Raw genomic sequence first — 14,299 nt, forward strand, 5'->3', positions numbered from 1 at the left:
GGCCTCACCTTCGCGTGACCTTTTGCAACGATCATTGCCACTCCAACCGTCCGTGCACAGTTTGCCGGTGACGCAAGCAGGAGAGAGCCATGGCGACCGAACGCATTACCTTCCCAGGCCATTCCGGGGCCGAACTGTCGGCCCGGCTCGACTTGCCGGACGGTCCGCAGCTTGCCACGGCGCTCTTTGCCCATTGCTTCACCTGCGGCAAGGACGTGATCGCAGCCCGTCGCATCGCCGCGCGCCTCGCCGCAATGGGCATCGCCACGTTGCGCTTCGATTTCACCGGGCTTGGCCAGTCCAAGGGCGACTTTGCCGAAACCGGGTTCCTGTCGAATGTCGCCGACCTGAAAGCGGCGGCCGATCATCTTGCCGGTCGCGGCATGGCACCCGCTTTGATCATCGGCCATTCTCTGGGCGGCGCGGCGGTTCTGAAAGCCGCCGGTCAGATCGACAGCCTCCGCGCCGTCGTCACCATCGGTGCGCCCTTCGATCCCGGCCATGTCACCCATAACTTTGCCGGTGCGCTCGACAGGATCGAGGAAGACGGCGTGGCAGAGGTCAATCTTGGCGGACGCCCGATCCGCATCGGCCGCGATTTCGTGCGCGAGGTAGCGGCCGAGGAACTTACCGCCCCCATCGCCAGTCTCAAACGCGCATTGCTGGTCCTGCACGCGCCCCGTGACCAGATCGTCGGGATCGAGAATGCCGGTGCGATCTTTTCCGCCGCGAAGCATCCCAAAAGCTTCGTCACGCTCGACAATGCCGACCACCTCGTCTCCGATCCCGCCGATGCCGATTATGCCGCCGAGGTCATTGCCGCCTGGAGTGCGCGCTATCTTGACCTGAAGCAGCCGGAAGCCCCGAAAGGTGCGCCAGAAGGTATCGTGCGGGTGTCAGAGGCTGATCCCGACGGGTTTCTTCAGCATGTCAATGACGGCCCCCTGCACCATGCCCTTGCCGATGAGCCGGAGGCCTATGGCGGCACCAATCGTGGCATGACGCCTTACGGTTTTCTCGCCGCGGGCCTCGGGGCCTGCACCTCGATGACGATCCGCATGTATGCGCGGCGCAAGGAATGGCCCCTGACCCATGTCCGCGTCGATGTCAGCCATGACAAGGTCCATGCCGAGGACTGCGTCGATTGCGACAAGGGCGGCAAGATCGACCTTTTCCGGCGCGCGATCACGCTTGAGGGCGATCTCGACGATGACCAGCGTGCAAGGCTGCTGGAGATCGCCGATAAATGCCCGGTACACCGGACATTGGAAGCCTCCAGCCGGGTTGAGACGACCCTCGCCGATCCCGCTTGATCCCTGACAGGTGCCGCGCCATCGTGGCCGCACCTGAAATGGGGGCGGACATGCAGATCGATGCGAATGGCATCCGGCTGGAATACGAGGTTCACGGGCCCGAAGACGGCCCGGCGCTGATCCTGATCCGGGGGCTCGGCTCGCACCTCATCCACTGGCCCGAGGAACTGACCGCTGGGTTTGCCGCAGCCGGATATCGTATTGTGACCTTCGACAATCGCGATGTGGGGCTGTCGTCCCGTTGCCCTGTGCCGGGGGCGGAGGGCAATGCCGGGACCATCCTTGCAGATCTGAACGCGGGGCTCGTGCCGAAACCGGCCTATCATCTTTCGGACATGGCGCGCGATGTCGTGGCGCTGATGGATGCGCTGGGCATCGCGCGCGCCCATGTCTTCGGTATTTCGATGGGCGGTGGCATCGTCCAGCTTCTGGCCTGCGATCATGGCGACCGGCTGCTCTCGGCCATCATGGTGATGACCTCGGCAACGCTTGGTGGGCTCAACCTCGGCGGGCGGCTGGTGTCGAAACCCTGTGACCGCCAGACCTATATCGCGGGGGCGCTTGAGGGTGACAGGGCCTGGGGCAGTCCGGGCTTTCCGGCATCTGAGGCCTATCTGGCCGATCAGGCGGCCCGCGCCTTTGACCGGGGGGCAGAGGCAGAAGGGGTGAACCGCCAGCTTCTGGCGATCCTCAACGCGCCGGACCGCCGGGCTGACACCGCCGCGCTGACCCTGGCATGCCTCGTGATCCACGGCGAGGATGATACATTGATCCCCGTGGGTCACGGACGAAGCCTTGCCGCGTTGATCCTGGGTTCGGAGTTGGAGGTCATTGACGGGATGGGCCATGTCATCACACCCATGCTCGCACCACGGATCGTGGATCGGGTGGACCGGTTCATAACCTCCCGGCTATAGTCCCAGACGCCTTGTGCGGCGGATCACCAGAGCGATGCAGGCAAGGGCCAGCAGCGAGGAGAGGAACATCAGCACGGCCAGCGGCAATGCGCCGCCGCCAAATCCCAGCGCCCAGCCAGCCAGTGCCGACAGTCCGGCCCCGCCGCCGATCATGATCGCCCCGCCAAGGCCCGATGCCGTGCCCGCCAGTTCCGGCCGGACCGACAGCATCCCGGCATTGGCATTGGGCAAAGCCATCCCGTTGCCGAGGCCAACCGCGATGATCAGTCCGAAAAAGACATTCGGCCCGGCCAGTCCCGCGATTTCCAGAAGCGTCAGCAGTCCCATACACGCGGCGGTAAAGGCCGTGCCGAACAGGATCATCCGGTTCAGCCCGATCGCCACCGAAAAGCGGCCCGAGATGTAGTTGCCGATGGCATATCCGAAGGCCGGGGCCGCGAAATAGAAGCCCAGAATGCCGGGCGACATGTGGAAGACTTCCGACCCGACATAGGGCGCGCCGCCGAGATAGGCGAAAAAGGATCCCGAGGAGAAAGCCGCAGCCAGGCAATAGCCCCAGAATCGCGGTGAGGTCAGCAATTCGGGATAGGTCCGGACCTGATCGGCAAACCGCGCCGTCCGTCCGGCCGCAGTTTCGCCGAGATCGGCCCAGACCAGCCACAGAACCATCACCCCCAGCACAATCAGCAGTGCAAAATTAGCCTGCCAGCCAAATGCCTCGTCCAGAACACCGCCGATTGCCGGGCCGATCATCGGCACGATCGACATGCCCATCGTCACATAGCCGATCATCGAGGCCGCCTGTTCGCCGGGCACCATGTCGCGGATGATGGCGCGGCTCAGAACCATGCCGGCCGCGATCACCGCCTGCAGCATGCGGAATGCCAGAAAGATCTCGACCGTGGGGGCAAGGATCGTGCCCAGCGTCGCGATCAGGAACAGGACCACCGACCATAGTAAAACCGGACGCCGCCCGAACTGGTCGGAGATCGGCCCGATGACGATCTGCAGAAGCGCGCTGAAGCCGAGATAGAGCGAGACCGAAAGCTGCATCACCCGGTATTCCGTGCCGAACCATTCGGTCATCCGGGGCAGGGAGGGCAGGAAGATGTTCATCGCCAGCGTCGAAAGCCCCGTGACAAGAACCAGCGTCACGATGTGCGGCGGTGTGGTCCGGGTCAGAAAGCGGACTTCAGGTTTCATCTGCTGGCTCATCCTCATCGCCTATGGGGGGAGCCGAAGATTGTCCATCGGCCAGAACGCACAGGTCACTGTGCAAAGAATCGCGCCATTCTGAAAGGGGCGATTGCGTTTGCGGCCTTAGCTGGGTTGCGGATCGTGACCGGGCGGACCGGTCTCTCAAGCCGCTTTTGTAAGGTGGGTTTTAACCCACCTTCGTCGGAGAGGGTGGGTTAAAACCCACCTTACGACGCCATTATTCGCAAATATTCATTTTGCAATGCTGCGCCCGCGAAAATGTTGCAAATTTTCGCAAATCCGCTTTGCCGCCGAGGGCGCGCACGTTAGGTTGCCGCGAGCGCGACATGGGGGGAGAACATGAAAGACATTCTGGAACAGCTTGAAGCACGGCGCACCACGGCCCGGCTCGGTGGCGGCCAGCGCCGGATTGACGCCCAGCATGCCCGTGGCAAGCTGACGGCGCGGGAACGGGTGGAGCTGTTGCTCGACGAGGGGTCGTTCGAAGAATTTGACATGTTTGTCGCCCATCGCTGCACCGATTTCGGGATGGAGGCTGACCGGCCCTCCGGCGACGGCGTCGTCACCGGCTGGGGCACGATCAACGGCCGCATGGTCTATGTCTTCAGCCAGGATTTCACCGTCTTCGGCGGGTCGCTCAGCGAAACCCACGCCCAGAAGATTTGCAAGATCATGGATATGGCGATGCAGAATGGCGCGCCGGTGATCGGCATCAACGACAGCGGTGGCGCGCGCATTCAGGAAGGCGTTGCCTCGCTTGCCGGTTATGCCGAGGTGTTCCAGCGCAACATCATGGCTTCGGGCGTGGTGCCGCAGATCAGCCTGATCATGGGGCCCTGCGCCGGTGGCGCGGTCTACAGCCCCGCCATGACTGATTTCATCTTCATGGTGAAGGACACCTCCTACATGTTCGTCACCGGCCCCGATGTGGTCAAGACCGTGACCAATGAGGTGGTGACGGCCGAGGAACTGGGCGGTGCGTCGACCCATACCAAGAAATCCAGCGTCGCAGACGGCGCCTTTGAGAACGATGTGGAAGCGCTGGCCGAGGTCCGCCGTCTGGTCGATTTCCTGCCGCTCAACAACCGCGACAAGGCCCCGACCCGGCCCTTCTTCGACGATGTCGCGCGGATGGAGGACAGCCTTGATACGCTGATCCCGGACAATCCGAACCAGCCTTACGATATGAAGGAACTGATCCAGAAGGTCGCGGATGAGGGCGACTTCTACGAGATCCAGAAGGACTACGCGGGCAATATCATCACCGGCTTCATCCGGCTTGAGGGCCAGACCGTGGGTGTCGTCGCCAACCAGCCGCTGGTGCTCGCGGGCTGCCTCGACATTGACAGCAGCCGCAAGGCCGCGCGGTTCGTACGCTTCTGCGACGCGTTCGAAATTCCGATCCTGACGCTGGTTGACGTGCCGGGCTTCCTGCCGGGGACCAGCCAGGAATATGGTGGCGTTATCAAGCACGGGGCAAAGCTGCTCTTTGCGTACGGCGAGGCAACGGTGCCGAAGGTCACGGTGATCACCCGCAAGGCTTACGGCGGCGCCTATGACGTCATGGCGTCGAAACATCTGCGCGGCGATTTCAACTATGCCTGGCCGACGGCCGAAATCGCGGTGATGGGGGCCAAGGGCGCGACCGAGATCCTTTATCGGTCGGAACTGGGCGACAAGGACAAGATCGCGGCACGGACCAAGGATTATGAGGATCGTTTCGCCAATCCGTTCGTGGCCGCCGAAAAGGGCTTTATCGACGAGGTGATCATGCCGCATTCCACCCGCAAACGGGTGGCGCGGGCCTTTGCCTCGCTCAGGACGAAGAAGCTCTCTAATCCGTGGAAGAAGCACGACAACATTCCGCTTTGATCGGATGAGGGGGATGTTGCGATGGATCGCCATCGGAATTGCGGGTGCGGCCGCCGTGGCCGCCTGGGTGCTGATGCGCCCGGTGCCGGACGCGCCACAAACCGCGGGTGCCCCTTCGGTCCCGTCAGGGCAGGCGGTTACCCATCTGGATACGATCCAGGCCGTGCCCGGGCCGGAAGGGCTGACGTTCCGCTTCCGCTTTGTCGCACCCGCCATTGCCCGCCAGGGCGGAACCGTTTCGGCCGAGGCCGCGCAGAAGGATATGGAATGGCTTTGCCAGCACTACGCATTGCCGCGTTTGCCGAAAACCGGCCCGGTTCCCGAACAGGTGGTGATTTCCCTGTCGGACAGGCCAATGGAATTCGGCGCCACAAACCCGGATGCAACTCAATTTTTCGAAGCGTTTCGCGTCGAAAAGGATACCTGCCATTGGGAGGCGTTCTGATGAAACCACAACAGGTTGTGTATCTCGGCGGATACTTGCCCAAAAGTGATGCGGGCCTGCCACAATTCGTGAACTTGACTATGGCACAATGGGCCGGGAATGTGGCATGCACTATGATTATCGCAGGTGGTCGCAAAGCCGCCCGATTTGAAAAACCGTGGCGGCTCAATACGGAAGACCGTTTATCCGCCCATCTGAGCAGGAGTTACAGATGTCCTATAAAGTGCTTCTCGCATGCGCTCTCGTCGCTTTCGCAGCCGCATGCGCCCAGCAAGAAGAAGTCATGGTGGAACCGATGGTTACCGAAGAGCCTGTCTTCACCGGCAAGTACGGCAGCTAATACTTTCGGGCCGGTCCGCTTCGGCGGATCGGCCCCTTCCAGCCAGCGCCCCTTCCCGGAGGGTGTGGCATGCTGAAACATCGCGGCTTTCCCGGCCGCCTTCCGGGCTCAGATTTCCAATTCACCATCCGCCGGGGTAATCCCAAGGGCGTCACCAGGCTGGTTGCGCGTGAACGGTTCCGTGACCGCGGCTCTGTCGACCGCCGGGCCGACCTCGCCTTCATGGCCGCCCTGTGGGAGCATTTCGGCGATGAGCCGTTTGAGCGCGGCAATCTGGATGCCGGGCGTCTCTCATGGCTGTTCGGCCGCGAGGTGATTCCTGCGGAGGATGACTTCGACCCCGAAAGTTATGAGGCGCTGCTGCAAATTGATGTCGCCAGGGCACGCGCTGCCTTTCCTGAAGCGTTCGAGGGGGGCGAATAGGCGTGTTTTTGCGCAACCCATACGCGTTTTGGCGTTATCTCGCCGATCGTTTCGCGATCGGAAACTTTGGGTTTGCGTCAGTGGGATTGTGTGCGCAGTCTGTTCGTGGGGCGTCACCCTACAGCAAGCATAACGCCCCGATTTGTCAAAACCGTTACCCTTCCCCTTCTCTACGGCCTGGCCCCTTGCGGGTCAGGCCATCTTTCCGTGCGGAAGGGGCCAAATGTGACCGTGACAAAGGATCTCGGCGAAGCGCCGCCGACGCTGTGAGATCACGCCGAATTCACTTTTCGGCCCCGGCGATTCCGCTATCTTCCGCCCGCATAAAAAACAACGCTGGAGGAAGAGCAGAATGCGTGTTTCCAAGATCCGTCTTGGCCGTGCCGCAGCCGGCGGTGCCGTCTGTAACAAAGTGGGTCTCTGCAGTCGCAGCCACTGACGTTATTGCCTATCAACGCGGTCTGGCAGAGTCTGAACGGGCGCCAGTCGCAATCCTGAATCACGGAGATACCACTACATGTCGAGCAAAACCATTCTTGCGGCCGTTGTTGCCGCTTTCGCGCTCTCGGGCTGTCTGGACAACGATGCCGAGCGTGGCCTTGTCGGCGCGGCCGGCGGCGCGGTTATCGCTGATGCGACCGGCAACAGCGCCCTTACCGGTGCCCTCATCGGCGGCGCCGCAGGTGTATTCTGCGACGACGCGGGCGTCTGCAACTGATCACCTGATCCGGGCTGCCAAAGCGGCCCGTCACACTATCCAACAGACCATCGTGGCCCCGCGCCGCGGTGGTCTTTTCGTTTGCACGACCGGGACCAACCCGGCGCGGCCTGAAGGGGGACAGAGATGTTCAAGAAGATCCTGATCGCGAACCGGGGCGAGATTGCCTGCCGCGTCATCAAGTCGGCCCAGAAGATGGGCATCAAGACGGTGGCCGTCTATTCCGACGCCGACCGCAATGCATTGCATGTGAAAATGGCCGACGAGGCGGTGCATATCGGCCCGCCGCCCGCCAACCAGTCCTACATCGTGATCGACAAGATCATGGAGGCGATCCGCCAGACCGGTGCGGAGGCGGTGCATCCGGGTTACGGCTTCCTCTCTGAGAACATGAAATTCGCCGAGGCGTTAGAGAAAGAGGGCGTCGTCTTTGTCGGCCCGCCGAGCCCGGCGATCGAGGCGATGGGCGACAAGATCACATCGAAGAAACTCGCGCAGGAGGCCAATGTCTCCACCGTGCCGGGCTATATGGGTCTGATTTCGGATGCCGATGAGGCGGTGAAGATCTCGGGCCAGATCGGCTATCCGGTGATGATCAAGGCGTCAGCGGGTGGCGGCGGCAAGGGCATGCGTATCGCCTGGAACGATGAAGAGGCGCGCGACGGCTTTCAGTCGTCGAAGAACGAGGCGGCGAACTCTTTCGGTGACGACCGCATCTTCATCGAGAAATTTGTGACTCAGCCGCGCCATATCGAGATTCAGGTGCTGGCCGACAAGCACGGCAACTGCGTCTATCTGCATGAACGCGAATGTTCGATCCAGCGGCGGAACCAGAAAGTCATCGAAGAGGCGCCGTCGCCGTTTCTGGATGAGGCGACCCGCAAGGCAATGGGTGAACAGGCCTGCGCGCTTGCCAGGGCGGTGGGCTATACCAGCGCCGGGACCGTCGAATTCATCGTCGACGGCGACCGGAACTTCTATTTCCTTGAGATGAACACGCGGCTTCAGGTGGAACACCCGGTCACCGAACTGATCACCGGCGTCGATCTGGTCGAACAGATGATCCGGGTGGCGGATGGTGAAAAGCTGCCCTTCGCGCAAGACGATCTGAAGATCAACGGCTGGGCCATCGAAAGCCGCCTTTATGCCGAGGATCCCTACCGCAATTTCCTGCCATCCATCGGTCGCCTGACCCGCTACCGCCCGCCGGTCGAAGCAGCGACGGCGACGGGTGTCGTCCGTAACGATACCGGCGTTTATGAGGGCGGCGAGATCAGCATGTATTACGACCCGATGATCGCCAAGCTCTGCACATGGGCACCCTCGCGGTCGGAGGCGATCGAAGGGATGCGCGTCGCGCTTGATACGTTCGAGGTGGAGGGGATCGGGCATAACCTGCCGTTCTGCTCGGCGGTGATGGATCATCCGAAATTCGTCTCGGGCGACATGACCACCGCCTTCATCGCCGAGGAGTTTCCGGACGGCTTCAACGGCGTGACGCTTTCCGAAGGCCAGTTGCGCCGGGTCGCGGCCTGTGCCGCCGCGATAAACCGGGTGGCCGAGATCCGGCGTACCCGCATCACCGGACGGCTTGGCAATCACGAACGCCATGTCGGCGACGACTGGGTGGTGACCGCGCAGGGTGAGGAGATCGCCGTGACGATCGCGGCCGACCGCGAGGGCGCGACGGTGCGCTTCAGCGACGGTGTGGCGCATCGCGTCACTTCGGACTGGACACCGGGTCAGTCGCTCGCGCGGCTTGACGTGGACGGAGAGCCGGTCGTCCTGAAGGTCGACAAGATCCCGGCCGGTCAGCGCATCCGCACTCGGGGCGCCGACCTCAAGGTCTATGTCCGCACCCCGCGTCAGGCGGAACTTGCCCGGCTGATGCCGGAGAAGCTGCCGCCCGATACGTCGAAATTCCTGCTCTGCCCGATGCCCGGCCTGATCGTGAAAATCAGCGTCGAAGAGGGGCAGGAGGTGCAGGAAGGTCAGGCGCTGGCCACGGTCGAGGCGATGAAGATGGAAAACATCCTGCGCGCGGAACGCAAAGGCGTCGTGAAGAAGATCAACGCGGCGGCTGGCGCAAGCCTGAAGGTCGACGACGTGATCATGGAATTCGAGTGACCGACGGGCGCGGATAGGCGGCGACACATGAAACTGATCCTGCATCTCGGGGCCCACCGGACGGGAACAACGGCGCTGCAAAGAGGTTTGCAGGGGCGTTCGCGTTTGCTGCGCGATGCGGGGATCGGTTTCTGGGGGCCGCGGGCGATGCGGCTAGGCAAGCGGAAGACCTATATCTCCGGTATGGTCCGGCCCGACGCGGCCCGTCGCGCAGAGCTGGCGCCCGTCGCGGCAGAGTTCGCTGCCGCTTTCGAGAAGGAAAGGGCGGCTGGCAGGAAGAGGCTGCTGATCAGCGAAGAAAACGCTTTGGGGGCAATGCGCGACAACTATCGCGGGGCAACGCTCTATGCGGATGCCCATGCGCGGTTGAGCGCCTTGGCGGGCCTGTTTCCGACACCGCAGCGGATTTTCCTGTGTGTCAGGGACTATGCCGATTATGCGGTGTCGATCCACGGTCATCTCTCCACGCGGATCGCGATCGGCGACTTCGATGCCGACCGGTTACAGCATATGGGGGAGCATCGTGGCTGGACTGGCGTGATCGGCGATATCCGGTCGGTCTTTCCCGATGTCCGCATCTCGGTCTGGCGCTATGCTGGCAGAAGTGCGGCCGTTCGTGGCAGTATCGGTGCGATGCTGGGCCACGACCTTGCGCAAACGCTCGGGGACATGCCACGCGGGCAAAACCGCTCGCCATCGCGTTTCGCCTTGATCGAAATCGCAAAGCTGCGGCGGGACCGGAACGGCCTGACGAAGCACGAGCTTCAAAAACTGGCCGAACGCTTCAGGGACGACCTGCCGGGGCCGCGGCTGGAACCGTTTTCGCACGGGCAACTGACTATTCTGCGCGAAAGGTTTGAGGCGGATTGGGAGGCATTGGCCACCGGCGCCGTGGCGGGTGTTGATATTTTCGACCCGCTCGATGGCATGGAGGCCGAGACATGAACGGGGATCACTGTGATTTCAGCCGTTCGTCCCGTATCTCCTGCCGCCGCAGCGGGAACTTGTCGATGGCATGCACGATCTCGCGCACGCTCCAGGGCAGGGGCTTGCGCAGTTTCACCGCGCCGTCCTTGTCCAGAAGCACCATGGAAAAGCCGCGCGGGCGCAGCGTGCGGCGCGCCTCTGACAGGGTTTCCGGATCGGTATCGATCAGGATCACCACATCGCGCTTGATCAGTTCGGCGGGGTCCTCGGCCAGGAATCGTAGCTGGGTCTGGAAGGCGGGATCATTCGGGCTGTCGGCAAAGACGACGACGGGGCGTTTCAGCCACTTCAGTTCGTCCAGCACGACATCGGCGGCCGGGATCGGATCAAGGACCGGAGGGTCCGATTCCGCCGCTCCTGCGGCGAGGGCGGAACAGACCATCAGGATCAGGGCAAGGACAGGCTTCATGCAGTCTCCTTTCCCTAGAGATATAGGCGAGTTCTTCGAATTGCCAAAGACTTATACGGGAACCGTGCGCGGCGCCCGGTCAGGAACGAAAGGATGTGAGGTATGAGCGACGCAACTGAAAGCTGGCGCAAGCTTGCCGAGAAGGAACTGAAGGGCCGCGCGCCCGAGGATCTGACCTGGGACACGCTGGAAGGCATTCCGGTCAAGCCGCTCTATACCGGGGCAGATAACGAGGGGCTGAGCCATATGGGCACGCTGCCCGGCATCGCGCCCTTCACCCGGGGTCCGCGCGCCACGATGTATGCGGGCCGCCCCTGGACGATCCGGCAATATGCGGGGTTCTCGACGGCGGAGGAAAGTAACGCCTTCTACCGCCGCAACCTTGCCGCCGGGCAGCAGGGCGTCTCGGTCGCCTTCGACCTTGCCACCCACCGGGGCTATGACAGCGATCATCCCCGCGTCGTGGGTGATGTCGGCAAGGCCGGCGTCGCCATCGACAGCGTCGAGGACATGAAGATCCTCTTCGACGGCATTCCTCTGGAAAAGATCAGCGTTTCCATGACGATGAACGGCGCGGTGATCCCGATCCTCGCCAGTTTCATCGTCGCGGGTGAGGAGCAGGGCGTGGATCGCGCGCTTCTGTCGGGCACGATCCAGAATGACATTCTGAAGGAATTCATGGTGCGGAACACCTATGTCTATCCGCCTGAACCCTCGATGCGGATCGTCGCCGATATCATCGAATACACCGCCAGCGATATGCCCAAGTTCAACTCGATTTCCATCTCCGGCTATCACATGCAGGAGGCGGGCGCGAACCTTGTGCAGGAACTGGCCTATACTCTGGCCGACGGACGCGAATATGTCCGTGCCGCCATCGCGCGCGGCATGGATGTGGACGCCTTTGCTGGGCGGCTTTCCTTCTTCTTCGCCATCGGCATGAATTTCTTCATGGAGGCCGCGAAACTGCGTGCGGCGCGGATGCTCTGGCACCGGATCATGTCGGAGTTCAATCCGAAAAAACCGGGCTCGTCGATGCTGCGCACCCATTGCCAGACCTCCGGCGTGAGCTTGCAGGAGCAGGACCCCTACAACAACGTCATCCGCACGGCCTATGAGGCGATGAGCGCGGTTCTGGGTGGCACCCAGTCGCTGCATACCAATGCTTTGGATGAGGCGATCGCGCTGCCGACTGACTTTTCCGCCCGCATTGCCCGCAATACCCAGTTGATCTTGCAGGAAGAAACCGGTGTGACCAAGGTCATCGACCCGCTCGCGGGGTCTTACTATGTCGAAAGCCTGACGGCGGACCTGGCGGAAAAAGCCTGGGAACTGATCGAGGAGGTCGAGGCGATGGGCGGCATGACCAAGGCCGTTGCCTCGGGCATGCCGAAGCTGCGTATCGAGGAAAGCGCCGCGCGACGTCAGGCGATGATCGACCGGGGCGAAGAGGTCGTGGTCGGCGTCAACAAGTACCGCAAGGACAATGAGGACCCGATCGACATTCTTGACGTCGACAATATGAAGGTGCGCGACGCCCAGATCGCCCGGCTGGAAAAGATCCGCGCAACCCGCGATCAGGCGGCCTGTGACGCGGCCTTGGCCGAGCTGGAGCGGCGCGCAGGCGAGGGCGGCAATCTGCTGGAAACGGCTGTGGAAGCCGCGCGGGCACGGGCTTCGGTAGGAGAGATTTCAATGGCGATGGAAAAGGTGTTCGGCCGCCATCGGGCCGAAGTGAAGACGCTCGCCGGGGTTTATGGTGCCGCCTATGAGGGTGATGAGGGCTTTGCTCAGATCCAGAAGGATGTCGAGGCCTTCGCCGAGGAGGAAGGCCGCCGTCCCCGGATGCTGGTCGTCAAAATGGGGCAGGACGGCCATGACCGGGGCGCAAAGGTCATCGCCACAGCCTTTGCCGATATCGGTTTCGACGTCGATGTCGGGCCTCTGTTCCAGACGCCGGAAGAAGCCGCACAAGATGCCGTCGACAACGACGTCCATGTGATCGGCATTTCGTCTCAGGCGGCGGGCCACAAGACGCTGGCACCGAAACTGATCGAGGCGCTGGAGGCGGCGGGTGCGGGCGATATCCTGGTGATCTGCGGCGGGGTCATTCCGCAGCAGGATTACGACTTCCTGAAAAAGGCCGGGGTCAAGGCGATCTTCGGGCCGGGCACCAATATCCCGGCGGCGGCGAAGGACATCCTCGGCCTGATCCGTGCGGCGCGGGCGGCGTAACGAAGGGGGCGAAGGAAGGCCCGCCCGGAATCAAGGCGCGCGGAACGCGCGCCGCCGGGCAGCGCCCAACCGCCCCCTGGGCGGGCGCTGCCCGGCACGTCCTCACTTCAACTGGCTGTCCTTCGATCCGCGCCGGTTGATGCCGCCGCGCTGGGCCGGGCGTGCGTCGCGCTCATTCTGGCAATCGATGCAGAGTTTGACGCCCGGTATCGCCTGCTGGCGCTTCTTAGGAATGTCTTCACCGCATTCGGCGCATTCAGCAAGGCTTTCGCCTTCGGGACGACGACGCGCCTGCATGCGCTTCAGCTCATCCTCGATCGAGGCGTCGATCTGTTCGTTTACAGCGCCGTCACGCGCCCAGCCGCCTGCCATGACACGGTCTCCAAATCCTCAATCCGAGAGTAGAGCCGGGCGCGGGGGCCGGTCAACCGGCCTCCGCTGGGATAGCTGCTATTCGGCGGCTGCCGGGTTTGCTGCCTCCTCAGGCTCCTGATGTGCCGGTGAGAGGCGCAGGATCGTGTAACCGAGCACTGCCGAGATTGCCGACCCCGCCAGCACGCCAAGCCGCACCGCGTTCATCTGGGCCTGATCGTCAAAGCTGAGCCCGCCGATGAACAGCGACATCGTAAAGCCGATCCCGGCAAGGCAGGCGAGGCCGTAGATATGCGCCCAGGTCACGGCGTGCGGCAGCTTTGCCCAGCCCGCCCGGACCACCAGCCAGGTGGCGCCAAAAACGCCGAGCTGCTTGCCGATCACCAGACCAGCCGCGATGCCCATCGGCAATGGCGCGAAGAGATCGGCGAATGTCAGGCCCTGCAACACCACGCCCGCATTGGCAAAGGCAAAGATCGGCACGATCAGGAAGAGGACGTAAGGCGTCAGCGCATGTTCCAGCCCGTGAAGCGGCGATTTGCCGTATTTGTCCTTGAGCGGGATGAAGAAGGCCGTGACCACGCCTGCAAGCGTCGCATGAACGCCGGATTTCAGGACCAGCACCCAGAGCACGGTGCCCAGCAGCAGGAAGGGTGCGATACGGTGCGCGCCTGCACGGTTCAGCAGGAACATCCCGATGAGCGGCAGAAGCGCCACATAGAGGTAATCGACATGCAGTTCCTTGGTGTAGAAAAGCGCGATGATCAGGATTGCGCCAAGGTCATCTAGGATCGCCAGCGTCAGCAGGAAGATCTTCAGCGCCGCCGGTGCCCGTTTGCCGATCAGCGCCAGCACGCCGACGGCAAAGGCGATGTCGGTCGCGGCCGGGATGGCCCAGCCGCCGCGTGTGACCGGATCAGAGA

Annotated in this window: 14 protein-coding genes; 10 read left to right on the top strand and 4 right to left on the bottom strand. The window is 62.7% G+C overall.

Annotation, left to right across the window (positions count from 1 at the left end):
- Positions 1 to 89 precede the first annotated feature (89 nt).
- Together WBB85_RS08730 and WBB85_RS08735 are read left to right on the top strand one after the other, a co-directional pair.
- Positions 90 to 1,313: a bifunctional alpha/beta hydrolase/OsmC family protein gene (locus tag WBB85_RS08730; protein ID WP_432638234.1), complete on the top strand. Its 1,224-nt coding sequence runs from the start codon at positions 90 to 92 to the stop codon at positions 1,311 to 1,313.
- 23 nt (positions 1,314 to 1,336) lie between these two features.
- Positions 1,337 to 2,230 carry an alpha/beta fold hydrolase gene (locus WBB85_RS08735; RefSeq protein WP_432638235.1) on the top strand — a complete coding sequence of 298 codons (894 nt, stop codon included), beginning with the start codon at positions 1,337 to 1,339 and terminating at the stop codon, positions 2,228 to 2,230.
- Here the strand turns inward: WBB85_RS08735 and WBB85_RS08740 are convergent.
- Entirely contained in the window at positions 2,225 to 3,445 is a 1,221-nt protein-coding gene (locus tag WBB85_RS08740; protein ID WP_432638236.1) for a multidrug effflux MFS transporter, read from the bottom strand. The genes WBB85_RS08735 and WBB85_RS08740 overlap by 6 nt on opposite strands.
- Positions 3,446 to 3,787: 342 nt before the next feature.
- Between WBB85_RS08740 and WBB85_RS08745 the strand changes: the two genes are divergently transcribed.
- The 7 genes from WBB85_RS08745 to WBB85_RS08775 all read left to right on the top strand — a co-directional run bounded on the left by WBB85_RS08745 (position 3,788) and on the right by WBB85_RS08775 (position 10,318).
- A complete protein-coding gene (locus tag WBB85_RS08745; RefSeq protein ID WP_432638237.1) occupies positions 3,788 to 5,320 on the top strand; it encodes an acyl-CoA carboxylase subunit beta in 1,533 nt (510 codons plus the stop codon).
- Positions 5,321 to 5,333: 13 nt separating this feature from the next.
- On the top strand, positions 5,334 to 5,765 hold the full coding sequence (locus WBB85_RS08750) for a DUF6497 family protein (RefSeq protein WP_432638238.1): 432 nt from the start codon (positions 5,334 to 5,336) through the stop codon (positions 5,763 to 5,765).
- A 211-nt stretch (positions 5,766 to 5,976) separates the two neighbouring features.
- A complete protein-coding gene (locus WBB85_RS08755) occupies positions 5,977 to 6,105 on the top strand; it encodes a hypothetical protein (RefSeq protein ID WP_432638239.1) in 129 nt (42 codons plus the stop codon).
- 69 nt (positions 6,106 to 6,174) lie between these two features.
- Positions 6,175 to 6,528: a hypothetical protein gene (locus WBB85_RS08760; RefSeq protein ID WP_432638240.1), complete on the top strand. Its 354-nt coding sequence runs from the start codon at positions 6,175 to 6,177 to the stop codon at positions 6,526 to 6,528.
- Between the two features lie 517 nt (positions 6,529 to 7,045).
- Positions 7,046 to 7,246, top strand: a complete 201-nt coding sequence (locus tag WBB85_RS08765) for a hypothetical protein (protein ID WP_432638241.1) — start codon at positions 7,046 to 7,048, stop codon at positions 7,244 to 7,246.
- Positions 7,247 to 7,372: 126 nt separating this feature from the next.
- Positions 7,373 to 9,373 (top strand): acetyl-CoA carboxylase biotin carboxylase subunit, encoded by a 2,001-nt coding sequence (locus WBB85_RS08770; protein WP_432638242.1) that lies wholly within the window; start codon positions 7,373 to 7,375, stop codon positions 9,371 to 9,373.
- A gap of 27 nt (positions 9,374 to 9,400) precedes the next feature.
- Complete coding sequence (locus WBB85_RS08775; protein ID WP_432638243.1) at positions 9,401 to 10,318, top strand: hypothetical protein; 918 nt, start codon at positions 9,401 to 9,403, stop codon at positions 10,316 to 10,318.
- Between the two features lie 7 nt (positions 10,319 to 10,325).
- Here the strand turns inward: WBB85_RS08775 and WBB85_RS08780 are convergent, their stop codons facing one another.
- On the bottom strand, positions 10,326 to 10,769 hold the full coding sequence (locus WBB85_RS08780; RefSeq protein ID WP_432638244.1) for a DUF4174 domain-containing protein: 444 nt from the start codon (positions 10,767 to 10,769) through the stop codon (positions 10,326 to 10,328).
- 102 nt (positions 10,770 to 10,871) lie between these two features.
- Between WBB85_RS08780 and scpA the strand changes: the two genes are divergently transcribed.
- On the top strand, positions 10,872 to 13,004 hold the full coding sequence (gene scpA / locus WBB85_RS08785) for a methylmalonyl-CoA mutase (RefSeq protein WP_432638245.1): 2,133 nt from the start codon (positions 10,872 to 10,874) through the stop codon (positions 13,002 to 13,004).
- Positions 13,005 to 13,106: 102 nt separating this feature from the next.
- Here the strand turns inward: scpA and WBB85_RS08790 are convergent, their stop codons facing one another.
- Positions 13,107 to 13,376 (bottom strand): DksA/TraR family C4-type zinc finger protein, encoded by a 270-nt coding sequence (locus tag WBB85_RS08790; protein ID WP_432638246.1) that lies wholly within the window; start codon positions 13,374 to 13,376, stop codon positions 13,107 to 13,109.
- 78 nt (positions 13,377 to 13,454) lie between these two features.
- A partial coding sequence (gene nhaA / locus WBB85_RS08795) for a Na+/H+ antiporter NhaA (RefSeq protein WP_432638247.1) occupies positions 13,455 to 14,299 on the bottom strand: 845 nt, incomplete at its 5' end.

Origin of the sequence: Albidovulum sp. (genome assembly GCF_049646345.1) — a bacterium.
Lineage (GTDB): Bacteria > Pseudomonadota > Alphaproteobacteria > Rhodobacterales > Rhodobacteraceae > Albidovulum.

Bases quoted from the DNA above. Each gene is read 5' to 3' on its own strand.
- WBB85_RS08750 (WP_432638238.1), top strand. From the start codon at position 5,334: ATGTTGCGATGGATCGCCATCGGAATTGCGGGTGCGGCCGCCGTGGCC.
- WBB85_RS08745 (WP_432638237.1), top strand. From the start codon at position 3,788: ATGAAAGACATTCTGGAACAGCTTGAAGCACGGCGCACCACGGCCCGG.
- WBB85_RS08760 (WP_432638240.1), top strand. From the start codon at position 6,175: ATGCTGAAACATCGCGGCTTTCCCGGCCGCCTTCCGGGCTCAGATTTC.
- WBB85_RS08765 (WP_432638241.1), top strand. From the start codon at position 7,046: ATGTCGAGCAAAACCATTCTTGCGGCCGTTGTTGCCGCTTTCGCGCTC.
- WBB85_RS08790 (WP_432638246.1), bottom strand. From the start codon at position 13,376: ATGGCAGGCGGCTGGGCGCGTGACGGCGCTGTAAACGAACAGATCGAC.
- WBB85_RS08775 (WP_432638243.1), top strand. From the start codon at position 9,401: ATGAAACTGATCCTGCATCTCGGGGCCCACCGGACGGGAACAACGGCG.
- scpA (WP_432638245.1), top strand. From the start codon at position 10,872: ATGAGCGACGCAACTGAAAGCTGGCGCAAGCTTGCCGAGAAGGAACTG.
- WBB85_RS08780 (WP_432638244.1), bottom strand. From the start codon at position 10,769: ATGAAGCCTGTCCTTGCCCTGATCCTGATGGTCTGTTCCGCCCTCGCC.
- WBB85_RS08755 (WP_432638239.1), top strand. From the start codon at position 5,977: ATGTCCTATAAAGTGCTTCTCGCATGCGCTCTCGTCGCTTTCGCAGCC.
- WBB85_RS08770 (WP_432638242.1), top strand. From the start codon at position 7,373: ATGTTCAAGAAGATCCTGATCGCGAACCGGGGCGAGATTGCCTGCCGC.
- WBB85_RS08740 (WP_432638236.1), bottom strand. From the start codon at position 3,445: ATGAGCCAGCAGATGAAACCTGAAGTCCGCTTTCTGACCCGGACCACA.
- WBB85_RS08730 (WP_432638234.1), top strand. From the start codon at position 90: ATGGCGACCGAACGCATTACCTTCCCAGGCCATTCCGGGGCCGAACTG.